Here is a 26,030-nt window from a genome sequence, read left to right as displayed (position 1 = left end):
CGGCAGCCGTACTTGTTGTCGAACTTCGACTTCGTCACCGCGTCGTTCACATTGATCGCCGGGAAGAGGAGGGTGCCCTCGCGGTGCATCTCGTACAGGCGGTGCACGCCGGTGGTGGTCTCCTCGGTCACCCCGCGGATCTCCGAGGCGAGCTGGGTCCACTTCTGCGAACCCTCGCTGATGGTGCGGTTCAGCAGCTGCAGGATGACGCGGTGCTCGTCGTTCTCCGCCGACTCGACGGCCGGGACCTTCCCGGCCTTCTCGTACTCGACGCCCTTGTGCACCAGCAGGGTGGCGTCGCCGCCGTCGTCCAGGATCATGTTCGGGCCGCCGGTGGGGGTGCCCGGCCAGGTCAGCGCCTGCTCCGTGCACCACCAGTACTCCTCGAGAGTCTCGCCCTTCCAGGCGAAGACCGGGATGCCCTGGGGGTCTTCCGGGGTGCCGTCGGGGCCGACCGCGATGGCGGCGGCGGCGTGGTCCTGGGTGGAGAAAATGTTGCAGGACACCCAGCGGACCTCCGCGCCCAGCGCGACCAGGGTCTCGATGAGGACGGCCGTCTGCACCGTCATGTGCAGCGAGCCCATGATGCGGGCCCCGGCCAGCGGCCGGGTGGCGGCGAACTCCTTGCGGATCGACATCAGACCGGGCATCTCGTGCTCGGCGAGGGTGATCTCCTTGCGGCCGAACGCGGCCAGCGAGAGATCGGCGACCTTGAAGTCCTGGCCGTTGATGAGAGTCATGAGTGAGCTGCTCCTCGTGGGATTGATCGAGGGTGGACATGGCTGACCTGCGGCGTCGGGCACACGGGTGCACGGACGCGCGCAGCGCAGTCCGTCGGAGGCCCTCTCTCCCTCGGACAGTCCGTGCGTGCGTGGACCGCCCGACCGCCATCAGCAGCGACGTCTGGCTCGTCCCCAAGCTACACCGATTGGCCCAGTAAGCCCCAGCCCGCCTCCGGCCACACCGTGTCTGGTGGATAGATCGTCAGACCCGGACGATATGGGACCTTTGCGCTTTTGATCCTGCGCTTATGTGTTGCAGGATGCCTTGAGATCGGGAACATTTGCGCGATCTTGTTCGGCGAAGGCGTTAGGAGATCCACGTGACCAGTCCGGCCGATCCCCCCATAGGCGGGCCGAGCAGCGGGCAGCGGAGGTTGAAGCTGCTCGCGGTGACCGCTTGTCCGACCGGCATCGCTCACACGTATATGGCGGCAGAGAAGCTCTCGCAGGCGGCGGAGAGCCTCGGTATCGACATGAAGGTGGAGACGCAGGGCTCCATCGGGGCCGAGAACGTTCTCTCTGACAACGATGTCAGAGAAGCCGACGGCATCATCATCGCAGCCGACAAGGATGTGGACCGCAGCCGCTTCGCCGGTAAGCGGGTGCTGTCCGTCGGGGTCTCCGAGGGCATCAGCCGCCCGGAGCAGCTGATCGAGCAGGTGCGGAGCGCGCCTGTGCACGGCGGTGGCGCGGGTGGCGGTTCCGCCGAGCAGTCGTCCGGCGCGGGTGGTGGAGGCGGCCGGGAGCGGAGCGTCGCGTACAAGGCGCTGATGAACGGCGTCTCGTACATGATTCCGTTCGTGGTGGTCGGCGGTCTGCTGATCGCGATCTCGCTGTCGCTCGGCGGGCACACCGACCCCAAGGGCGGGCTCGTCATCCCGGACGACTCGTTCTGGATGCACGTGAACCAGATCGGCACCATCGGGTTCACGCTGATGGTGCCGATCCTGTCGGGATACATCGCGTACGCGATCGGGGACCGGCCCGCGCTGGTGCCGGGCATGATCGGCGGCTGGATCGCCAACACCGGTGAGCTGTACGACTCCAAGGCGGGCGCGGGCTTCATCGGGGCCATCGTCACCGGCTTCCTCGCCGGTTATCTGGTGCTGTGGATCAAGAAGGTCAAGGTTCCGAAGTTCGTTCAGCCGATCATGCCGATCATCGTGATCCCCATCATCGCGACGTCCGCCCTCGGCCTGTTCTTCATCTACGTCATCGGCAAGCCGATCTCGTGGGTCTTCGAGCATCTGACGAGCTGGCTCAGCGGGATGACCGGGACGAGCGCGATCCTGCTCGGGGCGATCCTCGGGCTGATGATCGCGTTCGACATGGGCGGTCCGGTCAACAAGACGGCGTTCCTCTTCGGCGCCGGGCTCATCGCGACCGGCAACCAGACCGTCATGGGCATGTGCGCCGCCGCCATTCCCGTCATGCCGCTCGGGCAGGGTCTCGCGACGCTGCTCCGCAAGCGGCTCTACACCGAGCAGGAGCGGGAGACCGGACTCGCGTCACTGTTCATGGGCTTCTTCGGGATCTCGGAAGGCGCCATCCCGTTCGCTGCCGCGCGGCCCGCACAGGTCATCCCCGCCAACATGCTCGGCGGTGCCGTGGCCGGTGCGATCGCCGGTATGGCGAGCGTGAAGGACGCGGTGCCGCACGGTGGGCCGATCGTCGCGGTCCTCGGCGCCGTCGGCGGCGTACCGATGTTCTTCGTGGCCCTCGCCATCGGTTCCGTGGTCACCGCGCTCACGACCGTGACCCTGGTCGATCTCAGCGAGCGCAAGCGGCGGGGGGCTCCGCTGGTCGACGCGCCGGGTGGGTCCGGTGGCTTCGGTGGACCCGGTGGGCCCGGTGGACCCGGTGGACCCGAGCCGGTGCTCGCCGGGGCCGGGGCGACCGCGAGTGGTGCGGCGGTCGCGGCCGGGTCGCCGCGGAAGGAGCCGACGGCTCCCGCCGTGGCCTCGCCCGCGCCGGAGCAGCCGGAGCAGCCGGAGCAGCCCGGTGAGGTCCTTTCCGGCTACCTCACCCGGCAGACCGTGAAGGTCCAGCTGGCCGCCGGTGACAAGGAGGCGGCGATCCGCGAGATGGCCGCGCTGCTCGCCGCCACCGGCAAGGTCAACGACGTGGAGGAGCTGGTGCAGACGGCGCTGCGGCGCGAGGCGCAGGGCACCACGGGGCTCGGCGAGGAGATCGCCATCCCGCACGCCAAGACCGACGCCGTGGACTCCCCGCTCGTCGGGTTCGCCCGGTCGTCGGAGGGCATCGAGTGGGGTGCGCTCGACGGTACGAAGGCCAAGCTGATCTTCATGATCTCCGTGCCGGAGGCCGCCGCCGGGGACGAGCACCTGCGGATCCTCGCGCTCCTTTCGCGGAAGCTGATGGACACCGGCTTCCGGGAACGGCTCGTCGCAGCACCGGACGACGCCGCGATCCTCGATGTGCTGCGCGAGGTGCGGTAGCCCGCCTTCCGGGACGGCCTCCCAGGACGGCCTCCCAGGGCGGCCTTCAAGGGCGCTTACGTCGATGGGCCCCGCACCACACCGGTGCGGGGCCCCATCGTCGTACGTACGGGAAAGGCTCAGTCGGCTCAGTGGCCGCCCGGCGACTTCGCCGGGTTCGTGCCCGCGGCGGCCGCGGACTCGCTGAAGATGTCCGGTTCGAGGTAGATCACGCGGGCGATCGGGACGGCGGCGCGGATGCGCTCCTCGGCGGCGTTGATCGCGGAGGCGACCTCGGCGGCCGTGTCGTCGTGCTGGACGGCGACCTTGGCGGCGACGAGCAGTTCCTCGGGGCCGAGGTGGAGCGTGCGCATGTGGATGACCTTGGTGACCGTCTCGCCGTCGACCAGGGCCTGCTCGATCTTCCTGACCTCTTCGGTGCCCGCGGCCTCGCCGAGCAGCAGGGACTTGGTCTCCGCGGCCAGGACGATCGCGATGGCGATGAGCAGGACGCCGATGCAGAGCGTGCCGACGCCGTCCCAGACGCCGTCACCGGTGGCCAGCGCGAGGCCGACACCGCCGAGGGCGAGGACCAGGCCGACGAGCGCGCCGAGGTCCTCGAGGAGGACGACGGGCAGCTCGGGGGCCTTGGCGCGGCGGACGAACTGGGTCCAGGTGAGCTTGCCGCGCGTCTGGTTGGACTCCTTGATGGCGGTACGGAAGGAGAAGCCCTCCGCGATGATCGCGAACACCAGGACCCCGACGGGCCAGTACCAGTGCTCCAGCTCGTGCGGGTGCTTGATCTTCTCGTAGCCCTCGTAGATCGCGAACATGCCGCCGACCGAGAAGAGGACGATGGAGACGAGGAAGGCGTAGATGTAGCGCTCGCGCCCGTACCCGAAGGGGTGTTGCGGGGTGGCCTCTCGCTGGGCCTTCTTCCCGCCGAGGAGCAGCAGTCCCTGGTTGCCGGAGTCGGCGAGCGAGTGGACGCTCTCGGCGAGCATCGAGGACGAGCCGCTGAAGATGAACGCGACGAATTTCGCCACCGCGATCGCGAGGTTCGCGCCGAGTGCCGCGACAATCGCCTTTGTTCCGCCTGACGCGCTCATGAGTGCCCGGGGTCCCTTCGCCTTCGTACGTTCTAGGCCATCGCCGACGGGCAGTGCTTTGCCCGCCCTTTGCGGTGGGTCATTGTTGCAGCACGGGAGGGCACTGGGGCGTCAGGCCACCACAGTGGCCCGGAAAACCGTGCCGGTTCCGGACACTTCGGCCTTTTCTCCTGCCGGGACGAATGCGGACTGGCCGGGCGTCAGGGCCAGTTCGCCCGCGTGGACCGAGCCCGCCGTGCAGAGCAGGATCTGCGGGGTGGGGGCGGTGAGGTCGTGCGGGGCGGCGCCCTCGGGCAGGACGAGGCGGGAGAGGCGGAACTCGTCGATCGGGGTCTCGTAGACCTCTTCGCCGCCGGGGGTCGCCTCGGGGCGCAGGACGCCGGGGTCGGTCGCCTCGAAGCGGACGATGCGCAGGAGTTCGGGGACGTCGACGTGTTTCGGCGTCAGGCCGCAGCGCAGGACGTTGTCGCTGTTGGCCATGATCTCGACGCCGAGGCCGTCGAGGTAGGCGTGCGGGACGCCGGCGCCGAGGAACAGGGCCTCGCCGGGCTGGAGTCGGACGTGGTTGAGGAGCATGGCCGCGATGACGCCGGGGTCGCCGGGGTAGTGGTGGGCGATGCCCGCGTACGGCTCGTACGCGCCGCCGAGGCGCTGGGCGGCGGCGGTGACCTCGGTGACCGTCTCGGCCATCTGCACGGGGTCGGCGCTCAGTACGGCCGTCAGGACCTCGCGCAGGGCGGCGTCTTCGGGCTGGGCGCGAAGGAGGTCGACGTACGGCTTGAGGGAGTCGACGTCCAGGGCCTCCAGGAGGTCCGCGGTCTCGGCGGCGGCGCGGAAGCCGCAGAGGCCGTCGAACGGCGTGAGGGCGCAGATCAGTTCGGGCTTGTGGTTGGCGTCCTTGTAGTTGCGGTGCGGGGCGTCGATCGGGACGCCTCGGCGCTCCTCGTCCGCGTACCCCTCCTTGGCCTGCGCGAGGTCGGGGTGGACCTGGAGGGAGAGCGGGGCGCCGGCGGCGAGGATCTTGAGCAGGAAGGGCAGCCGCGGGCCGAACTTGTCGGCCGCCGCCTTGCCGAGTTCGCGCTCGGGGTCCGCGTCGATGACCTCGTTCAGCGCGCCGCGTCCGGTGCGCGAGGGGGCGCCCGGGTGGGCGCCCATCCACATCTCGGCCTGCGGTTCGCCGGTCGGCTCGGCGCCGATGAGCTCCGCGATGGCGGTGGTGGAACCCCAGGCGTAGGGGCGGACGGTGTTGCTGAGGCGGTCCACGGAGGAGCTCTCCCTTGCTGCTACCACTACTGCTACTGCTGCCACTACTGCTACTGCTGATGCTTCTGTTACTGGCTCGCCGTCATGATCCGTCTGCTGAGGCGAGCGCCAGGTAAACGGCGGCGAAATCCGTGACGGCGATCAGTTCGGCGAGCGCTTCCAGCTCGTCGCCGTCCTCCGGTTCCAGTTCGCTGATCGCGACGTCGTGGCCGTGTGCGAGCTCGCGGGCGGCGGGGGCCGCGGTGAGGCCTCCCGCGTCCACCGGGGAGTCGCGGAGCAGCACCACGCGCGCGCGAAGGGCGGCCGGGTCGTCGACGCGGTCGCGGAAGAAGTCGTCGGTGTCGTCGCCGCCCGCCGGATTGCCCGCGAGGAGGGCGCCGTGCGCGGGCAGCGCCTCGGGCAGCTCGGCGGCGAGCGCGGCGTGTCCGGCCAGCTCGGCGAGGGTGGCGGCGAAGCGGCGGCCCGCGACCCCGGCGGAGCGGCCCTCGGTCCAGATCAGCGGGAGGGCGTCGGACAGCTCGGCGGCGAGGGTCTTGGCGGGGTTGCTGTAGGTCGCGACGGCCGGACCGCAGCGCTCCGCGACGTGGTCGAGGCGGTCGGCGACCTTCTGCAGGGTGTCGACGGGGGCGGTCAGCAGTCCGGTGCGGTCGAGGAGCACGAGCAGCGGGACGAAGAGGGCCCACAGGGTGCCGGGGGCGCCGGGGGCGGCTTCGTCCTCGACGCGGCGGGCCTCGTACGACGTGGAGTCGCGGTCGGCCTGGTCGTGTGCGCCTTCGTACGCGCCGTAGGGCGAGCAGGCCATCGGGACGGTGAGGCCGTGGCTGCCGTCCACGCTCTCGGCCAGCGGGGTGCGTGCGGGGGCGACCGCGACGACCGTGCAGCCGCGGCGGTAGGCCTGTTCGGCGAGGAGCGAGAGGCCGGGTTCGGTGCCGTCCGGGGTGACGAGGAGCAGCAGGTCGACGGGGCCGACCCAGCCGGGCAGCGCCCAGCGCAGGGCGCCCGCGGCGGGGGCCACGCCGGTTGGGGCGAGGCGGATGACGGGGCAGCCGGTGCCTGCGAGGCCGTCGAGCAGGTCGGCGACGCAGGTGGCCGTGGTGCCCGGTCCCGCGATGAGGACGGCGCGGGGCCGTCCGTCGGGCTTGAGTTCCGTCAGCCCGGCCTCCGCGGCGTGCCGGACGGCGGTGCGGACGCGGGCGCCCGCCTCCGCCGCGCCGCGCAGCAGTCCGCGTCGGTCGGCGCGGGCCAGCGCCTCTGGGGCGTCTAGCAGCGACTCGTCGAGCATGGGGTCAGGCCTCCGATCGCCGTGCGCGGTTTCCTGCGGGGTGCCGGGCCGTGCCGTTACACGGGGCGGCGGGCCTCGTCGACCAGGAGTACGGGGATGCCGTCGCGGACCGGATAGGCGAGGCCGCACTCCTTGGCGGCGGCCGTGCAGATCAGCTCGGTGTCCGTCTCCTTGAGGGGCGCGTGGCAGGCCGGGCAGGCGAGGATCTCCAGGAGGCCGGCTTCGAGCGGCATGGGGTGGGTCCCTTCGAGCTGATGTGGTGGCGTTCACGAGCTGGTACGGCGTCGTTGCCGCGCTGCCTCGGCGGCTTTTGCCGCGCAGGATGCGGCCTGGTCAGCCTACCTCTGTGCGGGGCGGGGCGCGGGGGTGCGGAGGGGCTGATGGAGGGGCCGGTGCACCGGCCCCTCCATAGCGTTCGCGGGGTCAGCCGCAGGTGACCGGCGGGGTCAGCCGCGGATGATCGCCAGGGCCTCGTCGCGCACCTTGGCCATGGTCGCCCCGTCGCGGGCCTCCGCGTTCAGGCGCAGCAGGGGCTCCGTGTTCGACGCGCGAACGTTGAACCACCAGTCGGCGGCGGTCACGGTGAGGCCGTCGAGCTCGTCGAGGGTGACGCCGTCCCGGCCCTCGTACGCCGTCTTGATCGCGGCGAGGCGGGCGGTCTGGTCGTCGACCGTGGAGTTGATCTCGCCGGATCCCGCGTAGCGGTCGTACTGGGCGACGAGGCCGGAGAGCGGGCCGTCCTGGCCGCCCAGGGCCGCGAGGACGTGGAGCGCGGCGAGCATGCCCGTGTCCGCGTTCCAGAAGTCCTTGAAGTAGTAGTGCGCGGAGTGCTCGCCGCCGAAGATGGCGCCGGTCCTGGCCATCTCCGCCTTGATGAAGGAGTGGCCCACGCGCGTGCGTACGGGCGTGCCGCCGTTCTCCTTGACGACCTCCGGGACCGACCAGGAGGTGATGAGGTTGTGGATGACCGTTCCCTTGCCGCCGTGCTTGGCCAGCTCGCGGGAGGCGACCAGGGCGGTGATGGCGGACGGGGAGACCGGGTCGCCGCTCTCGTCGACGACGAAGCAGCGGTCCGCGTCGCCGTCGAAGGCGATGCCGAGGTCGGCGCCCTCCTCGCGCACCCGCTGCTGCAGGTCCACGATGTTGGCCGGGTCCAGGGGGTTGGCCTCGTGGTTGGGGAAGGTGCCGTCCAGCTCGAAGTACATCGGCACGAGTTCCAGGGGCAGGCCCTCGAAGACGGTGGGGACGGTGTGGCCGCCCATGCCGTTGCCCGCGTCCACCACGACCTTGAGCGGGCGGATGGCGGTGAGGTCGACGAGGCCGCGCAGGTGGGCGGCGTACTCGGTGAGGGTCTCGTGCGTGGTGAGGGTGCCCGCGGTCGTGGCGGGCTCGGGGGCGCCGGTGCGCAGCCAGCCCTCGACGAGGGCGCGGATCTCCGCGAGGCCGGTGTCCTGGCCCACGGGGGCGGCGCCCGCGCGGCACATCTTGATGCCGTTGTACTGGGCGGGGTTGTGCGACGCCGTGAACATGGCGCCCGGCAGGTCGAGCGCCCCCGACGCGTAGTACAGCTGGTCCGTCGAGCAGAGCCCGATCTCGGTGACGTCGACGCCGCGTGCGGCCGCGCCGCGTCCGAAGGCCCGGGAGAGGCCCGGCGACGAGGGGCGCATGTCGTGCCCGACGACGATCGCCCGCGCCGACGTGATCTGCGCGAAAGCCGCCCCGAAGAGCTCGGCGAGCGATTCGTCCCACTGGTCCGGGACCACCCCGCGGACGTCGTACGCCTTCACGATCTGGGACAGATCAGCAGTCACGGCCAACCCTCTCTGCAGGTTCTGCGAGTTCAGCGAGTGCCGAGAGCCCGTCGGGAGCCCTCCATGGTCAGCACAAAACTACCCGCTGGCACCCATGGCAGGCCGGGCACGGGCGACAGCGGTCCCGCGGCCGCGCCGGCCCGTGCTCACGGCAGCATCCAGCCGAGCACCGGCGTGCTCTGTCCCACCACGATCAGGCACATCACGAGGAGCAGGCCGAGGCTCCAGGGCAGCACCTTGCGCAGCAGGTCGCCTTCCTTGCCCGCGAGTCCGACGGCGGCGCACGCGATCGTCAGGTTCTGCGGGGAGATCATCTTGCCGAGGACGCCGCCCGAGCTGTTGGCGGCCGCGAGGAGTTCCGGGGAGAGCCCGGACTGCTGGGCCGCCGTCACCTGGAGGGCGCCGAAGAGGGCGTTGGAGGAGGTGTCGGAGCCGGTCACCGCGACGCCGAACCAGCCGAGCACCGGCGACAGGAAGGCGAGTCCGGCGCCGGCTGCGGCTACGTAGTGCCCGATCGTGGCGGCCTGCCCGGAGAGGTTCATGACGTACGCGAGTGCGAGGACGGACGTCACGGTGAGGATGGCGTGGCGCAGTTCGTGGACGGTGGCGGCCCATTCGCGTACCGCCACGCGCGCGTGCACCCCGATGAGCGCCGCGGTGCCCACGCCGGCGAGCAGGACGAGCGTCCCGCCGGTCGATGCGAGGGGCAGCGAGAAGACATTGCCGCCGACGGGGTCTCCGGAGGGGCCGACGACGTTCAGGAAGGGCCAGTCGAAGGTGCGGGTCGCCTCGGCGAGGAGGTCCTTGACGGTGGGGATCTGGGCGAGGGAGAAGACGGCGACGATCAGGGCGTACGGGGCGTAGGCGCGCAGGACTTCGGGGCGCGGGTCGTCGTGGTCGAGGTCCTCGCTGCGTACGCCGGTGAGGACCGCGGCGCGGACGGGCTCGGCGGCGGGCCTGCGCGCGCGGGGCACCGCCATCAGCGCGCCCGCGCCCGCGAGGGCGGCGCCGATGTCGGCGAGCTGTGCGGAGACGTAATTGGAGGCCGCGAACTGGGCTACGGCGAAGGCGGTTCCGCAGGCGAGCGCGGGCACCCAGGTCTCGCGGAGTCCGCGCCGCCCGTCCACGAGGACGACCAGGAGCAGCGGCACGACCAGGGCGAGCAGCGGTGTCTGGCGGCCGACGACGGCGGCGACGGTGTCCAGCGGGAGGCCCGTCACCTGAGCCAGCGTCACCACAGGGGTGGCCATGGCTCCGAAGGCGACCGGTGCGGTGTTGGCGACGAGGGAGACGACGGCGGCGCGCACCGGGTCGAAGCCGAGGCCCACGAGCATGACCGCGCTGATCGCGACGGGCGCCCCGAATCCGGCGAGCGCCTCCAGGAGCGCACCGAAGCAGAAGGCCACGACGAGCGCCTGGATGCGGGGGTCGTCGGAGAGCCGCCCGAAGGAGCGGCGCAGGACGTCGAAGTGCCGGGTGCGGACCGTCATGCGGTAGATCCACAGGGCGTTGACGACGATCCACAGGATGGGGAAGAGCCCGAAGAGGGCTCCCTGCGCGGCGCTGGAGGCGGTCTGGCCGAGCGGCATGCCGTAGGCGAGCCGGGCGACGAGGACGGCGGCGGCGAGGCCGATGAGCCCGGCCCGGTGCGCCTTCACGCGGAAGGCGCCGAGGAGGACGAGGACGGTCAGAAGGGGCAGGGTCGCGACGAGTGCGGAGAGGCCGAGCGAGTCGGCCACGGGCTCCAGTTGCTGGACGAACACGGGGGCGCCTCCCGGCTAGGGGTGGCGAAATCCTCGGGGCCCTGGTGAAGGCGCGTCAACGATGCGGACGGAGAAGATCCGGTGAAGGGCCGGGCGGTCCGGAGAGGGGTGCCCGGCGCGGTTCAGGAGTCCGGGGACCGCAGCACCCGGAGGTGGCCGCGGCGTGCGACCTCCATGGGGTCCGCCCTGCGCGCGCCGCCCCCGCCGGCCTCGGCGGTGCGCTCCTGCGGGCGGGCCGCCTCGCGCACGGCGTTGGCGAGCGCTTCGAGGTCGTCGCCGGAGGGGCGGGCCGGAGACGACGCGTCGGCGAGCCGCACGACGTCCCAGCCGCGGGGCGCGGTGAGGCGCTCGGAGTGCTGGGCGCACAGGTCGTAGCAGTGGGGTTCGGCGTAGGTGGCGAGGGGGCCGAGGACCGCGGTCGAGTCGGCGTAGACGTACGTCAGCGTCGCGACGGCGGGACGGCCGCAAGCGGTGCGCGAACAGCGACGTACAGGGCTCACAGCGTTGGACGGTACCGCACTCTTGAGCGGGCCGCGACGACTCTCCACGAGGTCACTCCACCGTGTCGTGCCGCGCCCCTTACGCCACCGCGGATCGCAGATACCTCGCTGACCTGCACAGACACCAGTGGCCACGGGGGTGCGCGGTATTGAATCCGGTCACCACATGGCTGGGATCACGTCATTTGGCGAGCGATCGACGGTCCAGGAGAGATACGGAATCGAGTCCAAGCCCGGCCGGAACGGTCAGGAATCGACATGCCCCGCTCCCCGCGGAAAGGGCGATCCCGGGGACTACGCTTCGTCAGTGATGGACGACCCCGTACAGCCCCGTTCCGCAGACCCGAGGCCCCGCCGCCGCGACCGCCACGGCAGGGGCATGCGCGGGCCCGTGGCGCCGCCCCAGGTCCCGCTCTCCGCGAGCCGCGGCGAGGCCTTCACCGACCTTGTGCAGGACTCCGTGGAGCGCCTTGAGCGGCGCTGGCCGCAGCTCGCGGACACCGAGTTCCTGGTCCTCGAGGTGCCGCCCCTGGGGCGGCCCGACGGCGAGTGGGTCGACGAGGTGGTGCCGCTGGGCGGCACGATCGCGGCGGCCGACGGGCAGCCCGCCCGCGTCATCGTCTACCGGCGCCCGGTGGAGATCCGTACCAAGGGGCGTGAGGAGCGCGCGGCGCTCGTCCATGAGGTGGTCGTCGAGCAGGTCGCCGACCTGCTCGGGCTCTCCCCGGAATCGGTCGACCCGCGCTACGGCGACGAGGACTGACCCCCGTTTCCCGCGCGCGGGCACCCCGCCCCTACGGCTTCGCCGTCACTTCTGCAGCACCGCCAGATCCCGCTCGGCCTCCGGCACCGCGACCGTTCCCCGGTCGTCCGGCAGCGTCTGCACGGTGAACATCGGGATGCCCTCCTCCGGGGCCGACAGCATCCGCGACGCGTGGACCGGGCCGCCCGACACCGACTCCACCGTGAGTGCGTAGGAGCCCTTGAGCCCGGCGGGCACCGGAGGGTGGTCGACCGCGAGGGTCGTGCCGCCCTTGACCGTGTACGTCTTCGAGGCGGGCGAGCCGCCCTCGCTGCCGGCCGACGCCGTGACCTTCACCGTCGCCGATTTGCCCGGGGCGACCAGCGAGAGCGTGGAGCCCTTGGCGCGGTTGTCGGCGACCGTCGCGCGCGTGCCCACCGGTTCCGTCGCCGGGATGAACGCCGTTTCCTGCTTGCTGCCCTTGCCGCGCGTGACGCGCAGCGCCGCCACTACGGGCACCGAGGTGTCGGTCTGTGTCAGGAGCAGCGATCCGGCCTCGCCCTTGGTGACGTCGGCGAGGTCGACGGCGGCGGTCATACCGCCCTTGACGTGCAGGTTCTCGTGCCTGGCCGGGGTGATCGTGCCGGTCGCCGAGGCCAGCTGGACCTTCAGGTCCGCGTCGTCGGCGCCGGGCGCGAAGGCGACCAGACGCACCGAGGTGGCGTCCTTCGGGATGCCGGGCAGGACGAGGCTGTCCGCGGGGTCGGCGGCGGCGGGCAGCCAGTCGCCGCCCAGCTTCTCGTCGGAGGACTGCACGGCGGCCGCGACCCGGCCGCTGCGCGCGGTCACGTGCATCGTGAGGTTCGTGTACTGCTTGTCCGCGAGCGTGGAGAGCAGCACCGGGACGCTGGAGTGCGGCTGCACCTGGATCGAGTCGCCCACCTGGGAGGTGACTTCGCCCTCGGGACCGAACAGCTCCACGTCGACGACGGCGGCGGAGTCGTCCGGGTTCGTCAGGTGGATGTAGTCGCTGCGGCCCTTGGCGGTGCTCGCGCCCGGGAACCAGAAGTCCGTGTCGGGCGCCGTGCAGTTGACGCCCTGCATGCCGCGGCCGCTGCCCGCCGCGTACGTCGTGGTCTGCTGCGCGGTCCAGCCGGGGGCCAGCCCGCCGTCGGCCGTGCCGATGAGCGCGGGCGCCTCGGCGCCTGACTCCTCCCCCGCGACCGGCTGACCCGGCGTCTTCTGGGTGAGGAAGGGCTTGGCCTTCTTGCCGTCGTCCTTGGGCGCGTCCGTCAGCGCCTTGGTCACGGGCAGCAGTTCCGCCTTGCCGCCCGCCTCGCCGCCGCTGCCCTTGGGGGTGAACGCGGTGTACGAGGTCTCGGCGAGGTCGGAGCCGCTGGGCACCGGGCAGAGCAGGCTGCTGCGCTCGACGGGCTGTCGGGCCGCCGCCTTCGCGCTGTCGTCGTCGGTGCCCGCCGGGCCGCTGAACGCGGCGAAGCCGGTGACGGCGCCGAGCGCGACGACCACGGCGATCAGGGACTGGGTGGTGCGGTTCACTGCTGGCTCCCGTCGGGGCGCTCGCTGTCGGTGCCGTGGGGCGGCTGCGGGGGCGGCGGCGGCATCGGCGGCTGCCGCTGGTCGTACGAGGCGTCATGCGCGGTGTCGTACGAGGTGTCGTACGAGGCGTCATGGGGCTGCCCGTACCGCTGCTCGCCTCCGTACTGCTCCCCTCCGTAGACCCCGCCCGCTCCTCCGTAGGACGCGTACGGGTCGTACTGGCCGCCCTGGTAGGCGTCCTGCTGATACGGCTGCTGCTCGTACGGCGCGGCCGGGTACTGGCCGCCCTCGTACTGCTGCCCGTACGCGTCGTGCTCGGCGCCCACGTGCTCGGCGCCCGCGTGGGCGGGGGCCTCCCACTCGTCGTAGGCCTGCCCCTGCTGGTGCGGCACCGCGGCCAAGGCCTCCTCCGAAGGAGGAGGCGGTACGTCCTGGCCCGCCTCCTGTGCGGCCTGCTCGCTCTGGGCCCGCAGCCTGCGCGCCCTGCGGCCCTCGCCCTCGACCGCCTGGGCCGGGACGACGGGCTCTTCGGGCAGGTCGTCGTCGACGTCGCGGCGGCGGCCCGGCAGTGCGAGCACCACGAGGACGACAGCGAGCGCGCCCTGCGCCCAAAGCCAGGCCGTGTGGGTCAGCGGGGCGTCGAAGGTGACGTCCAGCTGACCGCCGGCAGTGGGCAGTTCGAAGCCCTGCGCCCAGCCGTCCACGGTGGTGCGGGTCAGCGGGTGGCCGTCGAGGGTCGCGGTCCAGCCGGGGTCGGCCGAGTCGGCCAGCCGCAGGATCCGGCCCTCGTCACCGGAGTCGATCTTCGTGTGCAGCTCGACGGGGCCTGCCGCGACGGGCTCCGGGTCGCCGGTCTTCGGGACGACGGCGGCCCGCGCCACCTGCCGGTCCACGCGCCACAGGGCGCTGCCGTCCTCCTGGCTGAGCCGGGTCAGGCCGGGGGTGGCGTCCAGGGTGCGGCTCATCTGGCGGGGCGCGCCCTCGCGTACGAGGACGTAGCGCACCGCGAAGCCGCCGAGCTGGTCGGCCTGGTCGGCGCCGGAACCGGCGACGAGGCGGGCCACGATCTTGTCGAGCCGCCCGTCGTCGGCGGCCGCCGCGGCGAGTTCCGCGTCGCCGAGGCGGCCGCCGGAGCCCCGTACCAGCGTGTAGGAGACCTTGGCGGCCGCCTTGCTGCCGAGGACCAGCGTGCGGGCCTGGTCCTGCGTGCCGCTCTCCTCCGCGACGAAGGCGGGCACCTGCACGGGATCGCGCCGCTCCAGGGGGCCGTCGGCGCCGCCGAGCATCCATCCCGCGGCGACGAGCAGCGGCCCGGCGGCCGCGGCGAACGCGATGAGCGCGGCCACCGGCTGGCGCCAGCCGAAGCTCTGCTCGGCCACCCGCGCGCGGGCCCCGTCGGCGCCGAGCGCCGCGGCGGCCAGGAGCGCGATTCCGTAGCCGAGGGTGGCCGGTCCGGCCCAGGCCGAGCTGTTCGACAGGACGGCGAAGACCAGCGAGACCAGGGCGGCCGCCCACGCCGTGCGCACCGCCCGCTGCCGCTCGCCGCGCAGCAGGGCGCCGAGTGCGGCCAGGACGATGCCGATGAGCAGGAGGCCGTGGACGGTGCCGGGGCCGCCGGGGCTGGCGCCGAGCAGGTCGAGGGCGGAGGCCGAATCGGAGCCGAACTCCAGGCCCGCCTCCTGGAAGAAGCCGAAGGGCAGCAGCGTCAGGGACCACGGCGCGAGGACGAGCAGCGGTGTGCCGAGTGCGGCGAGGAAGCGCAGGCCGTACGCGGTGATGTCGCCGCGGCGCACCACGAGGAGGGCGAGGCCGAGCACCAGGGCGATCGGCCAGACGATGGGGGTGAAGGCGGTGGCGAGGGTGAGCAGCAGCGCATACGCCCAGGTGGCGCGCCAGGTCCCGCGGTTGCCCTGCGAGGCGGCCAGGCCGCTCGCCGCGATGCCCGCGCGCGCGATGAGCGGCAGCAGGACGGCGAGGACCGCGGTGCCGATGCGGCCGCCCGCGAGCGCGCCGGTGGCGGCGGGCAGGAAGGCGTACGCGACCGACGCCCACGCGCGCAGCAGGCGCGAGGTGACGAGCGGGCGGGAGGCGAAGTACGCGGCGAAACCGGCCAGCGGAACTGAGCCGATGAGGAGGACGGTGACCGCGAGCCCGGTGGAGCCGAGGAGCAGTGTGGACAGGCCCGCGACGAGCGCCACGTAGGGCGGTGCGCCCTGGGTGCCGCCGGTGCCGACGGGGTGCCAGCCGTCCAGGTAGCGCGCCCACAGGCCTGCGGAGTCGCCGGGCGCGGGCAGCAGCGCGCCGCCCGCGAGGGCGCCGGTGCCGAGCAGGGCGCGGCAGGCGATGAGGGATGCGAAAAGGAGTACTACGAAGAGCACCGGTCCCGGTTTGCGGGCGATGCGCTTGAGGCGGGCGAACTGCTCGATCTCCAGGAACTCGGCGTCGTCGCCGCCGGGCCCCGACTCGACGGTGCCGTGCCGTCCCGCCCCCGCGGGTGCCTCGGCGTCGGTGCCGCCGATGAGGCTGCCCGCGGCCTGTTCGACGGTGGCGCGCACGGTGGCGCCCGGCGGCGGGAAGAGCGCCCGCAGTTCGCCCGCGTCGAGCGCGGACTTGCCGCGCGTCTTGCGGGCGCCGACGATCCGCCCGGGGCGCAGGAGTGTCGTCAGGAGTCCCGCGATCTCGTCGACGGCCTGTCCGGGGGCCTTGCCTACGAGGTAGGCGACGGTGCGCACCAGCGTGCCGACGACGATCCGGAAGAGGACCCAGGGCAGCACGGCGGAGCGGGCGTTGACGAGCAGGGTGTAGGCGGCGCCGGCCTTGTCCACGCGGTGCGGCGACGTCGCCGTACGGCCGACGCAGTCGACGGCGCGGCGCTCGCGCGAGGAGGCTTCGGCGTGCCGGACGACGGCGTCGGGGGCGACGAGGACGCGGTGGCCCGCGGTGTGCGCGCGCCAGCACAGGTCGACGTCGTCGCGCATCAGCGGCAGGCGGCGGTCGAAGCCGCCGAGCTGTTCGTAGACGTCGCGACGGATGAGCATGCCGGCGGTGGACACGGAGAGCACGGGCCGGACGTGGTCGTGCTGGCCCTGGTCCTGTTCGCGACGGTCGAGGCCGGTCCAGCGGCGGCCGCTGTTGGCGATGGAGACGCCGACCTCGAGGAGCTGCCTGCGGTCGTACCAGCCGCGGAGCTTGGGGCCGACGACGGCGACGTCCTTGCCGAGCTCGTGTTCGTTCTCGACGACGCGGAGCAGTTCGGCGAGGGCGTCGGGGTCCGGCGCGCAGTCGTCGTGCAGCAGCCAGAGCCACTGCACGGGCTCGCCGTGCGGCAGGTCCGGCAGGTCGTACGCGTCGTCGCGCCAGGACCTGCTCACCGGGTCCCAGCCGCTGGGGCGCTTGAGATACGGGAGTTCTTCGGGGGTGAGCACCTCGGCGGTGCGGACGGCCTCGTCGACGGCGGTGCCGAAGCCGGAGCGGCGGGCGAGGTGCAGCACGCGGTCGGCGCCGAGGGCCTCGGTGACCAGGCGGGCGGAGTCGTCCGCGCTGCCGGTGTCCGCGGCCACCGCGTTCTGCACGGGCCGCTCCTGGCCGAGGAGCCCGGCCAGGGCGTCGGGCAGCCAGCGGGCGCCGTCGTGGGAGACGAGGACGGCGGTCACGACGTGCCGCGGGAACTCGGGAGCGGCAGCGTCGTGGTGACGGGCTGCCGAATGGCTGTGCACGGACATCGAGGTACGGGCCCCGGTTCGATGGACTGCGGTGGACGCCTGCGCCCTGCGGGAGAGCTGGGGCGTCTCGGACGGGGCCCCACACTAACGGCTGGCACCAGGACGGCCCGCCGCCTGTGGATAACCCACGGGTGACGGGCCGTTCGTCGGGCATTGGTTGGGGGAGGTGTGTGCCGAATTGATCGGGCGGCACGCGCCCTGGGGGCGGGCGGGAGCGCCTGCGCTTCAGACCGCGGCCTTCTTCAGCCGGCGCCGCTCACGCTCCGACAGGCCGCCCCAGATACCGAATCTTTCGTCGTTGGCGAGTGCGTACTCGAGGCATTCGGAGCGGACTTCGCAGGCGAGGCAGACTTTCTTGGCCTCGCGCGTGGAGCCGCCCTTCTCGGGGAAGAAGGACTCGGGGTCGGTCTGGGCGCACAGCGCGCGCTCCTGCCAGCCGAGTTCCTCGTCCGCGTCCTCGACCAGCAGTTCCTGAACCAGCTCGGTCATGTGCGCCCCTCGTCTGTCTTGTGCGTCCCCGTGGTGCTGCCGTTACCGTTTTCGACTGAACGACACGAGTGAAATTACAAGTGCGCCGATCCGGGCCAGTCAAGCCGAGATCTGCTATTGGGTCCCTTATTCACTCTGCGGAACCAAAGGTTTGCAGAAAGTGTTCAAATCGGCATAAACCATGACAGCGTCAATGGCCCGTCCGACGCCCCACAGAACGTTCGCCACCAGGAGGCCTCATGAGGTCTCACTAGTGAGGACGTCGACGTTTGAGTGCCGGTTGCTGCGCCATGTGTCCCGAGAGTCGGGTGCACAAACCTTTCGCCTCAGAGATCAACCGGATGAGGTGAAACATATCCCGCATAGTGGACACCCAGTTGACATCGAGATGCATGACCGGTGTTCTGGTGGGCATGCTCGCGAACATGGCTCTTTCGATGACCCGCACCTGCGGGTCCATCGGTGCTGCCCACGCGCGCTGTTGCTGTTCCTGCTCCAGCTGTTGATTAGATCCAGCTGTAGAGCCGCTTTCCCGCGCTAGACCTCTTTCTGCGCTCTGCCTCTCTCTAGCCTCTCTTTGCGCTCCACAGCCTCTCTCTGCGCTCCACCTTCCTTCGCGACACCCCAGCACTCTTACGTTGAGGAACCACCGCACGATGAACAGCGACAGTGACCTCCAGATCGCCGGCGACCTTCTCGAAGTCCCGCACCTCCTGCAGCCCGCCCGCGAGCACCCCGCCACCGTGGCCGAGTTCGTCGGCCTCGCCCGCGCCATCGCCGCCGACCGCTCCCAGTGGGCGCACCTCGTCGAATACGACGCCACGAGCCGGTGGTACCACCGCCTGCGCACCTCCCCCGGCTACGAGGTGTGGCTGCTCTCCTGGGTGCCCGGACAGGGCAGCGGCCTGCACGACCACGGGCGTTCCAGCGGCATCCTCACCCTCCTGGAGGGTGAGCTGACCGAGCGCACCGAGCGGGGCACACGGGAGCTCGCCGCGGGCGCGCAGCGCGTCTTCGCGCCCGGCTACGTCCACGAGGTCGTCAACGACTCCCTGGAACCGGCCGTCAGCCTGCACGTCTACTACCCCGGCCTGACCGAGATGCCGATGCACGCCGCCCAGTGCGCCGCCGCCGTCGCACCGGGCACCACGGAGGATGTCGTAACCGCCTGACGCACTGTCGTATCCGCCTGACATGCTGGGGGCCATGCGCATTGTGGTTCTGGCCGGCGGCATCGGCGGCGCCCGTTTCCTCCGCGGGCTCAAGAAGGCCGCGCCTGACGCGGACATCACGGTCATCGGCAACACCGGTGACGACATTCACCTGTTCGGGCTGAAAGTCTGTCCCGACCTGGACACCGTGATGTACACGCTGGGCGGCGGCATCAACGAGGAGCAGGGCTGGGGGCGTACGGACGAGACGTTCAAGGTCAAGGGCGAGCTCGCGGCGTACGGCGTCGGGCCCGAGTGGTTCGGGCTCGGCGACCGGGACTTCGCCACGCACATCGTGCGGACGCAGATGCTGGGCGCCGGATATCCGCTCAGCGCCGTCACGCAGGCGCTGTGCGAGCGGTGGCAGCCCGGCGTGCGGCTCATCCCCATGTCCGACGACCGCGTCGAGACGCACGTCGCCGTCACGGTCGACGGCGAGCAGAAGGCCGTGCACTTCCAGGAGTACTGGGTGCGCCTGCGCGCCTCCGTGGACGCGCACGCCGTGGTGCCCGTCGGCGCCGAACAGGCCAAGCCCGCGCCCGGCGTCCTCGAAGCCATCGCCGAGGCCGACATCGTGCTCTTCCCGCCGTCCAACCCGGTGGTCAGCGTCGGGACCATCCTGTCCGTACCGGGCATCCGCGAGGCCATCGCCGACGCGGGCGTGCCGGTCGTCGGGCTCTCCCCCATCGTCGGCGACTCCCCCGTGCGGGGCATGGCCGACAAGGTGCTCGCCGCCGTCGGCGTCGAGACCAGCGCCGCGGCCGTCGCCGAGCACTACGGCAGCGGACTGCTCGACGGATGGCTCGTCGACACCGTCGACGCGGGTGTGGTGGAGCGGGTGGAGAGCGCCGGGATCCGGTGCCGTGCCGTACCGCTGATGATGACCGACACCGACGCCACCGCCGAGATGGCGCGGCAGGCCCTCGCGCTCGCTTCGGAGGTACGCGCGTGAGCGCACCGTCGTACACCGTGTGGGCCGTGCCCGGACTGCCCGAGGTGCGGGAGGGCGACGACCTCGCCAAGCTCATCGCGGCCGCCGAGCCGGGGCTCGTCGACGGCGACGTGGTCCTGGTCACGTCCAAGATCGCCAGCAAGGCCGAGGGCCGACTCGTCGAGGCGACCGACCGCGAGGCGGCCATCGACGACGAGACCGTACGGGTGGTGGCGCGGCGCGGGACCCTGCGCATCGTCGAGAACCGGCAGGGCCTCGTGATGGCCGCGGCCGGCGTCGACGCGTCGAACACCCCGGCGGGGACCGTGCTGTTGCTGCCCGTCGACCCCGACGCGTCGGCCCGTGCCGTACGTGACGGGCTGCGGGACGCGCTCGGTGTCGACGTCGGCGTCATCGTCACCGACACCTTCGGACGGCCCTGGCGGGCCGGACTCACCGACGTCGCCATCGGGGCGGCCGGGGTGCGGGTCCTTGACGACCTGCGGGGTGGCGTCGACGCGTACGGCAATCCGCTGGTCGCCACCGTCATCGCCACCGCCGACGAACTCGCCGCCGCGGGCGACCTCGTCAAGGGCAAGGCCGCGGGCCTTCCGGTCGCGGTGGTCCGCGGGCTCGCACATGTGACGGGCGGCGACGGGCCGGACCCCGGGGCCCGTGCGCTGGTGCGCGAGGCGCGGGACGACATGTTCCGGCTCGGCACGTCCGAGGCGGTACGGGAAGCGGTGACGCAGCGGCGGACCGTCCGGGAGTTCACCGACGACGAGGTCGACCCGGGGGCCGTACGGCGGGCCGTGGCCGCGGCGGTCACCGCGCCCGCGCCGCACCACACGACGCCGTGGCGCTTCGTCCTCCTGGAATCCGCCGCGGCGCGGGTCGAACTGCTCGACGCCATGCGGGATGCGTGGATCGCGGATCTGCGGCGGGACGGAAAGTCGGAGGAGTCCATCGCCAAGCGGGTGCGGCGCGGGGACGTGCTGCGCAGGGCTCCCTATCTGGTGGTGCCGTGCATGGTGATGGACGGCTCGCACACGTACGGGGATGAGCGGCGGGATGCAGCCGAGCGCGAGATGTTCGTCGTGGCGGCGGGGGCCGGGGTGCAGAACTTCCTGGTCGCGTTGGCCGGGGAGCGGCTCGGGTCCGCGTGGGTTTCGTCGACGATGTTCTGCCGGGATGTGGTGCGGGAGGTTCTTGGGCTGCCGGGGTCTTGGGAACCGATGGGGGCGGTGGCTGTGGGGCGGGCGGTTGGTGAGCCGAAGGCTCGGGGGGAGCGGGATGTGGGGGGCTTTGTTGTGGTGCGGTGAGGGGGTTGGGGGGGGAGGTTTTTGCGCGGGGCGCGGGGCGCGGGGGCGCGGGGCGGTGAGCGGCTCCCTGGTGCGTTGTGCGCTGCGGGTCTGTGGGTGCTGGGGCTTTTTTGCGCAGTTCCCCGCGCCCCTAGGGATCGTCGCCTAGTGCGTTGTTCGCCTCGGGCCTGCGGGGGCTGAGGTTTTTTTGCGCAGTTCCCCGCGCCCCTAAAGGCCGTCGCCTGGTGCGTTGTTCGCCTCGGGCCTGCGGGGGCTGGGGCTTTTTTGCGCAGTTCCCCGCGCCCCTAGGGGTCGTCCCCTGGTGCGTTGTTCGCCTCGGGCCTGCGGGGGCTGGGGCTTTTTTGCGCAGTTCCCCGCGCCCCTAGGGGCCGTCCCCTGGTGCGTTGTTCGCCTCGGGCCTGCGGGGGCTGGGGGATGTTTTTAGGGGCGCGGGGAACTGCGCGAGCGGCCACAGCGGGTCCGCGGTCTACCACGCCGCGATGTTTGTTCTTCGCATGCGGGGTTCTCTGCGGGGCGGGGTTCGGCCGCTGAGGAGGATCAGGCGGGCGGCTCGGTGGCGTTGGCCCTCGTAGGGGGTCAGGAGCCTGAGCATTTCCGTGTCGTCCGCTTCGCGGTTGTCCGCCAGCGCGTGGCCGATGATGCCGGGGAGATGGACGTCGCCGACCGTCACCGCGTCCGGCGCGCCATTGCTGCGCTGGACCGTCTCCGCCGAGGTCCACGGACCGATGCCCGGGATCAGTTCCAGGCGGGCCTGGGCCTGGAGAGGGGGCATCGCCGCCGCCTCCTCCAGACGGGAGGCCCGGGCCACCGCGCGCAGGATCGTGGACGCCCGCTTGTTGTCGACGCCCGCCTTGTGCCATTCCCAGGAGGGGATCAGGGCCCAGGTGCGGGGCGCGGGCATCACGTACAAATGAGGCGTCGGGCCCGGCGCGGGGTCGCCGTACTTGCGGAGCAGCAGGCGCCACGCCCGGTACGCCTCGTCCGTCGTGATCTTCTGTTCCAGGATCGACGGGATCAGGGACTCCATGACCAGGCCGGTGCGGAGCAGCCGCAGGCCCGGTCGGCGGTGGGCCGTCCCGGCGAGGAGGCGGTGGCGCGGGGTGAACGCGTCGGGGTCGTCCGCCGCGCCGAGGAGCGTGGGGAGCCGGTCGAGGAGCCAGTCCGCGCCGGGCCCCCAGGCCTCCGCCTCGACGGCCCCGGCGCGGCCGGCCACCCGGAGCGTGCCGGGGCCTTCCGGTGTGCGGCTCGTGCGCCAGACCGATCCGTCGGGGGTCGTACGGAAGGCGGGGTCGGCCGGGCCGCGGCGCAGCGGGCCGAGGGTCAGGCCGAGGTCCAGGGGGAAGGGCGGCTGCCAGGTGCGGGTACGGGCCGCCGTGGTCTTACGGGGACTGCCCGCGGGGACGGCCGTTTCGCCACCGCGCACGGTGGTGCGGGTGGGGCGCGGGGCGAAACGGGAGGACATCTGTATGAGGGTAGGGGACCGTCACCGTCGACGGGGGCCCTATCCGGCGAGTCCCTACCGGCCCGGGCCGGACCGGGCCCTACTGATCCGAGGAGAACCGGACCGCGCCCGCCGGCAGCGTGGCCTCGCACCAGACCCGTACGCCGTCCCGCAGCTCGTTGTCCGCGCCGACCGACGCGCCGTCGCCGATCACCGCTCCCGAGAGCGCCGTGCGGGCGCCGATCCGCGCCCCCGCGCCGATCAGGGAGTCCGTGATGACCGTGCCCTCTTCGATGACCGCCCCTGCCAGGATCGTGGAGCCGGAGATGCGCGCGCCCTCGCCGATCCGCGCGTGCTCGCCGACGACCGTGCCGCCGGTGAGCTTCGCGTCGGGGGCGACGGACGCGGTGGGCAGGACGAGGCGCTCGCCGCAGCGGCCCGGGACCGCGGGCGAGGGGGCGCGGCCGAGGACGAGGTCGGCCGAGCCGCGTACGAACGCCTGGGGCGTGCCCAGGTCCAGCCAGTACGTCGAGTCGACCATGCCCTGGAGGTGGGCGCCGCGGGAGAGGAGTTCCGGGAACGTCTCGCGTTCCACGGAGACCGGGCGGCCGGTCGGGATCGTGTCGATGACCGAGCGGCGGAAGACGTACGCGCCCGCGTTGATCTGGTCGGTGACGATCTCCTCGGGGGTCTGCGGCTTCTCCAGGAAGGCCGTGACCCTGCCGGTCGGGTCGGTGGGGACCAGGCCGTACGCGCGGGGGTCGTCGACCTTGGTGAGGTGCAGGGAGACGTCGGCGCCGGTCTCCTCGTGGGTGGTGACGAGGGCGCGGATGTCCAGGCCGGTGAGGATGTCGCCGTTGAAGATCAGGACCGGTTCGTCGGGGCCCGAGCGCAGCCGGGAGGCCACGTTGCGGATGGCGCCGCCCGTGCCGAGGGGCTCGGTCTCCGTGACGTACTCGATGTGCAGGCCGAGCGCCGAGCCGTCGCCGAAGTACGGCTCGAAGACCTCGGCGAGGTAGGAGGTGGCGAGGACGATGTGGTCCACGCCCGCGGCGCGGGCCCGCGCGAGCTGGTGGGTGAGGAACGGGACGCCCGCTGCCGGGACCATCGGTTTGGGGGTGTGGACCGTGAGGGGCCGCAGCCTGGTTCCCTTGCCGCCGACCAGGAGGATCGCTTCTGTCACCTGTCGTCTCTGCTTCCTGCTGGGGCCGGCCGAACTTGAGTTTCGGCCGGCCAGTGTATGCAGACGGATGTGCAGGTCGTGCAGGTCGTGCGGTCCGGCCGGGGTGTCGGACCTCAGCGGCCCTGGAAGCGGGCCGAGCTGGTCCTGGCCTTGCCGAGCTTCTTGTACAGGCGGCTGCCGGGGCATGCGGTGGCGAACCCGTCCCGATGCCCGGCGATCACATGGAGCCGGACGTTCCTGCCCTTCTTGTACAGATTGCCACCGCCGGACTTCAGGTAGGTAGTACCGCGCGGGTTGGCGCCGTACAGGCCGAGCTTCCACGCGGTCAGCCGGGCGATGGCGTTCAGGGCCTTCTTCGGCGGTGTGGTGGTGCTGTACGAGCCGATGACGGCGATGCCCGTCGTGTTCGCGTTGAATCCGCGAGTGTGGGCCGCGAGGACCGGCTTGGCCACACCTCCGGCACGCCCTTCGTAGATGTTTCCGCACTTGTCGACCGCGAAGTTGTAGCCGAAGTCCCGCCAGCCACTGCTCTTGACGTGGTAGCGGTAGATGCCGCGCAGCACGGATCCGGCCTGTGAGCAGCGGTAGTTGTTGCCGGACGCGCTGTGGTGCAGGAAGGCGGCCTTCACGGTCTTCGTGTACGCGAAGTTGCGCTCCCGGAGCTTCTCGTTGGCGCCCCAGCCCCTGCGCGTGATGATGCGCGGGCGCGGGCCGATGTGCGGCCGGGCCTTGTTGACGGCCTCGGAGCCGCCGCGTGCGGCGATCAGGTCGTTCTCCGTCTGCCGCTTGGTCAGTTCGGGGATGACGGCGGCGCCGATCGGCGCGAGTTCCGCGTTCACCGCGGAGGCGGCGGCCGACTCGGCGGTCAGCGCGGGGGCGCGGCCGACGTCGATCTGGGCGCCCTTGGGCGGGGCCTCGTCGCCGGGGTCGACCAGTTCGAGGCGGAGGCCTTCGGGGAGCGAGGTGACGGCGGAGCGGTCCGCGGTCGCGGGCCGCTCCGGCTTGACCCGGACCTCGACGCCGTCCGAGGCGCCGACCCACAGCGGCGCGGTGGAGCCGCGGACGGTGCCTGCGGCTCGGTCGGGGTCGTCGGCGTCGGGGGCGTGTTCGCCGTTGTGCGCCTCGACCTGTTGCCAGCCGGACCAGGTGGCGGCGCCGGTCGCGCGGGTGCGGACCTGGACGGTGCCGCGCAGGTCGGCTCCTGGGTCGTTCCAGACGACGCCCACCAGGGAGAAGGGGCGTACATCTCGCTGGTTCAGGCCCTGTTCGCTCGCCCCGGCCGGGGCGGGGGAGCGGTCGGAGCCGAGGGGGACGAGCGGGAGGGACTGGGTGCTGCCGGGGACCGCCTCCGTGGCGGGCCCGGCGGCCGACGGTACGTAGGGCGCCGCGGCTCGGGCGCCGGACGACGGCAGGGTGAGGGGCAGGGCCAGGGCGGCCGCGCACGTGACGCCGATCGAGGAAGCAAGGAATCCACGCATACAGCTGATAGTTGGCACATAGGGACATATCTGTCCATCGGTAACTGACGGGCCGTAGGCGTCAGGTGGGCGTCCGGCCGCCCGTGCTCCCCCGCCGCACCTCGGGCGGCGAGCGACCCCCGCGTACCCTTGCGCCCGTGAACGCCAACGACCGCACCCCTGCCGACCTGCTGCGATCCGCGCTCGCCTCGGACCCGGGCCGCCCCCTGCTCACCTTCTACGACGACGCCACCGGCGAACGCGTGGAATTGTCCGTGGCCACCTTCGCCAATTGGGTGGCCAAGACCGCCAATCTGCTCCAGGGCGACCTCGCCGCCGAGCCCGGTGACCGGGCCGTACTGCTGCTGCCCGCGCACTGGCAGACGGCCGTGTGGCTGCTCGCGTGTTCGTCGGTGGGCGTGGTCGCCGACGTGGGCGGCGATCCCGCCTCGGCCGATCTCGTCGTCAGCGGACCCGACGCGCTGGAGGCCGCGCGCGACTGCTCCGGGGAGCGGGTGGCGCTCGCGCTGCGGCCGCTCGGCGGGCGCTTCCCCCAGCCGCCGAGCGGCTTCGCCGACTACGCGGTCGAGGTGCCGGGCCAGGGCGACCGGTTCGCCCCCTTCGTGCCCGTGGACCCCGCCGGGCCCGCCCTGGCCGTGGGCGGCGAGGAGCTGACCGGTGCCGGGCTCGTGGAGCGGGCTCTCAGCGACGCCGCGCGGCTCGGCGTCGAGCCCGGCTCGCGGATCCTGTCCGGGCAGTCGTACGACACCTGGGATGGCCTGAGCGCCGGCCTGTACGCGGCGCTGGCCGCGGGCGGATCCGTGGTCCTCTGCCGCCATCTCGACCGGCTGGCCGACGACGGCCTGCGGAAGCGGGTGTCCGACGAACGGGTGACCGTCACCGCGCGCTGATCCGACCGGGGATGTGGGGCCGCCGCGTGGTGGGGGGTGGCCCAACCCCCCCCCCCCCCCGGCCCCCCCCGGGGGTTGGCGGCTTAGGGGGCCAGGCCCCCCCCCGCCCCGGGGCC

At 72.4% G+C, this 26,030-nt stretch carries 20 protein-coding genes; 6 read left to right on the top strand and 14 right to left on the bottom strand.

The annotated features are described in order from the left end of the window. The coding region (locus ABZ953_RS38200; protein ID WP_361733939.1) for an adenosylhomocysteinase at window positions 1-740 on the bottom strand (740 nt) is incomplete at its 3' end. Window positions 741-1,102: 362 nt separating this feature from the next. Here ABZ953_RS38200 and ABZ953_RS38195 point away from each other — a divergent pair. After that, window positions 1,103-3,241, top strand: coding sequence for a fructose-specific PTS transporter subunit EIIC (locus ABZ953_RS38195; protein WP_361733937.1), 2,139 nt, complete (start codon window positions 1,103-1,105; stop codon window positions 3,239-3,241). Window positions 3,242-3,369: 128 nt separating this feature from the next. Here ABZ953_RS38195 and ABZ953_RS38190 read toward each other — a convergent pair whose 3' ends face one another. The 7 genes from ABZ953_RS38190 to ABZ953_RS38160 form a co-directional block, all read right to left on the bottom strand. Then, on the bottom strand, window positions 3,370-4,329 hold the full coding sequence (locus tag ABZ953_RS38190; RefSeq protein WP_361733935.1) for a cation diffusion facilitator family transporter: 960 nt from the start codon (window positions 4,327-4,329) through the stop codon (window positions 3,370-3,372). Between the two features lie 111 nt (window positions 4,330-4,440). Then, window positions 4,441-5,592, bottom strand: a complete 1,152-nt coding sequence (manA, locus tag ABZ953_RS38185; protein WP_361733933.1) for a mannose-6-phosphate isomerase, class I — start codon at window positions 5,590-5,592, stop codon at window positions 4,441-4,443. An 82-nt stretch (window positions 5,593-5,674) separates the two neighbouring features. Beyond that, window positions 5,675-6,874, bottom strand: coding sequence for an SIS domain-containing protein (locus ABZ953_RS38180; protein WP_361733931.1), 1,200 nt, complete (start codon window positions 6,872-6,874; stop codon window positions 5,675-5,677). Between the two features lie 56 nt (window positions 6,875-6,930). Next, complete coding sequence (locus tag ABZ953_RS38175) at window positions 6,931-7,107, bottom strand: Trm112 family protein (RefSeq protein WP_361733929.1); 177 nt, start codon at window positions 7,105-7,107, stop codon at window positions 6,931-6,933. Between the two features lie 213 nt (window positions 7,108-7,320). Beyond that, on the bottom strand, window positions 7,321-8,685 hold the full coding sequence (locus tag ABZ953_RS38170) for a phosphomannomutase/phosphoglucomutase (protein WP_361733927.1): 1,365 nt from the start codon (window positions 8,683-8,685) through the stop codon (window positions 7,321-7,323). 146 nt (window positions 8,686-8,831) lie between these two features. Then, a complete protein-coding gene (locus ABZ953_RS38165; protein ID WP_361733925.1) occupies window positions 8,832-10,448 on the bottom strand; it encodes an L-lactate permease in 1,617 nt (538 codons plus the stop codon). Window positions 10,449-10,570: 122 nt separating this feature from the next. Continuing rightward, window positions 10,571-10,996 (bottom strand): DUF3499 domain-containing protein, encoded by a 426-nt coding sequence (locus ABZ953_RS38160; RefSeq protein WP_361733923.1) that lies wholly within the window; start codon window positions 10,994-10,996, stop codon window positions 10,571-10,573. Between the two features lie 262 nt (window positions 10,997-11,258). On the opposite strand from ABZ953_RS38160, the gene ABZ953_RS38155 reads away from it, so the two are divergent. Then, a complete protein-coding gene (locus ABZ953_RS38155) occupies window positions 11,259-11,711 on the top strand; it encodes a metallopeptidase family protein (protein WP_361733921.1) in 453 nt (150 codons plus the stop codon). Between the two features lie 45 nt (window positions 11,712-11,756). Here the strand turns inward: ABZ953_RS38155 and ABZ953_RS38150 are convergent, their stop codons facing one another. The 3 genes from ABZ953_RS38150 to ABZ953_RS38140 form a co-directional block, all read right to left on the bottom strand. Beyond that, window positions 11,757-13,247: a DUF5719 family protein gene (locus tag ABZ953_RS38150; RefSeq protein ID WP_361733919.1), complete on the bottom strand. Its 1,491-nt coding sequence runs from the start codon at window positions 13,245-13,247 to the stop codon at window positions 11,757-11,759. After that, window positions 13,244-16,969, bottom strand: a complete 3,726-nt coding sequence (locus ABZ953_RS38145; protein WP_361733917.1) for a glycosyltransferase — start codon at window positions 16,967-16,969, stop codon at window positions 13,244-13,246. Before ABZ953_RS38145 ends, ABZ953_RS38150 begins: the two co-directional genes overlap by 4 nt. Window positions 16,970-17,194: 225 nt before the next feature. Beyond that, a complete protein-coding gene (locus ABZ953_RS38140; RefSeq protein WP_016642094.1) occupies window positions 17,195-17,458 on the bottom strand; it encodes a WhiB family transcriptional regulator in 264 nt (87 codons plus the stop codon). A 656-nt stretch (window positions 17,459-18,114) separates the two neighbouring features. Between ABZ953_RS38140 and ABZ953_RS38135 the strand changes: the two genes are divergently transcribed. The 3 genes from ABZ953_RS38135 to ABZ953_RS38125 are packed head-to-tail and all read left to right on the top strand — an operon-like array spanning window position 18,115 to window position 20,922. After that, window positions 18,115-18,630 (top strand): cysteine dioxygenase family protein, encoded by a 516-nt coding sequence (locus ABZ953_RS38135; RefSeq protein WP_361733915.1) that lies wholly within the window; start codon window positions 18,115-18,117, stop codon window positions 18,628-18,630. Between the two features lie 34 nt (window positions 18,631-18,664). Then, window positions 18,665-19,621 carry a 2-phospho-L-lactate transferase gene (gene cofD / locus ABZ953_RS38130; protein WP_361733913.1) on the top strand — a complete coding sequence of 319 codons (957 nt, stop codon included), beginning with the start codon at window positions 18,665-18,667 and terminating at the stop codon, window positions 19,619-19,621. Beyond that, window positions 19,618-20,922, top strand: a complete 1,305-nt coding sequence (locus tag ABZ953_RS38125; protein WP_361733911.1) for a coenzyme F420-0:L-glutamate ligase — start codon at window positions 19,618-19,620, stop codon at window positions 20,920-20,922. Before cofD ends, ABZ953_RS38125 begins: the two co-directional genes overlap by 4 nt. A gap of 466 nt (window positions 20,923-21,388) precedes the next feature. Here the strand turns inward: ABZ953_RS38125 and ABZ953_RS38120 are convergent, their stop codons facing one another. From ABZ953_RS38120 to ABZ953_RS38110, 3 genes are all read right to left on the bottom strand, one after another. Continuing rightward, a complete protein-coding gene (locus ABZ953_RS38120) occupies window positions 21,389-22,384 on the bottom strand; it encodes a DNA-3-methyladenine glycosylase 2 family protein (RefSeq protein WP_361733910.1) in 996 nt (331 codons plus the stop codon). Window positions 22,385-22,463: 79 nt separating this feature from the next. Then, window positions 22,464-23,546 carry an NDP-sugar synthase gene (locus tag ABZ953_RS38115; RefSeq protein WP_361733908.1) on the bottom strand — a complete coding sequence of 361 codons (1,083 nt, stop codon included), beginning with the start codon at window positions 23,544-23,546 and terminating at the stop codon, window positions 22,464-22,466. 113 nt (window positions 23,547-23,659) lie between these two features. Then, the gene (locus ABZ953_RS38110) at window positions 23,660-25,024 is read right to left on the bottom strand and encodes a peptidoglycan recognition protein (RefSeq protein ID WP_361733906.1); all 1,365 of its coding nucleotides are present in this window, start codon (window positions 25,022-25,024) and stop codon (window positions 23,660-23,662) included. A gap of 137 nt (window positions 25,025-25,161) precedes the next feature. Here ABZ953_RS38110 and ABZ953_RS38105 point away from each other — a divergent pair, with 137 nt between their 5' ends. Continuing rightward, window positions 25,162-25,914, top strand: coding sequence for a TIGR03089 family protein (locus ABZ953_RS38105; RefSeq protein WP_361733904.1), 753 nt, complete (start codon window positions 25,162-25,164; stop codon window positions 25,912-25,914). Window positions 25,915-26,030 lie beyond the last annotated feature (116 nt).

Source organism: Streptomyces sp. NPDC046465 (assembly GCF_040646035.1).
Lineage (GTDB): Bacteria > Actinomycetota > Actinomycetes > Streptomycetales > Streptomycetaceae > Streptomyces.
This window is presented reverse-complemented; position numbering and strand designations above follow the sequence as displayed.

Bases quoted from the DNA above. Each gene is read 5' to 3' on its own strand.
- ABZ953_RS38140 (WP_016642094.1), bottom strand. From the start codon at position 17,458: ATGACCGAGCTGGTTCAGGAACTGCTGGTCGAGGACGCGGACGAGGAA.
- ABZ953_RS38175 (WP_361733929.1), bottom strand. From the start codon at position 7,107: ATGCCGCTCGAAGCCGGCCTCCTGGAGATCCTCGCCTGCCCGGCCTGC.
- ABZ953_RS38135 (WP_361733915.1), top strand. From the start codon at position 18,115: ATGAACAGCGACAGTGACCTCCAGATCGCCGGCGACCTTCTCGAAGTC.
- ABZ953_RS38190 (WP_361733935.1), bottom strand. From the start codon at position 4,329: ATGAGCGCGTCAGGCGGAACAAAGGCGATTGTCGCGGCACTCGGCGCG.
- ABZ953_RS38180 (WP_361733931.1), bottom strand. From the start codon at position 6,874: ATGCTCGACGAGTCGCTGCTAGACGCCCCAGAGGCGCTGGCCCGCGCC.
- ABZ953_RS38110 (WP_361733906.1), bottom strand. From the start codon at position 25,024: ATGCGTGGATTCCTTGCTTCCTCGATCGGCGTCACGTGCGCGGCCGCC.
- ABZ953_RS38145 (WP_361733917.1), bottom strand. From the start codon at position 16,969: ATGTCCGTGCACAGCCATTCGGCAGCCCGTCACCACGACGCTGCCGCT.
- ABZ953_RS38155 (WP_361733921.1), top strand. From the start codon at position 11,259: ATGGACGACCCCGTACAGCCCCGTTCCGCAGACCCGAGGCCCCGCCGC.
- ABZ953_RS38120 (WP_361733910.1), bottom strand. From the start codon at position 22,384: ATGTCCTCCCGTTTCGCCCCGCGCCCCACCCGCACCACCGTGCGCGGT.
- cofD (WP_361733913.1), top strand. From the start codon at position 18,665: ATGCGCATTGTGGTTCTGGCCGGCGGCATCGGCGGCGCCCGTTTCCTC.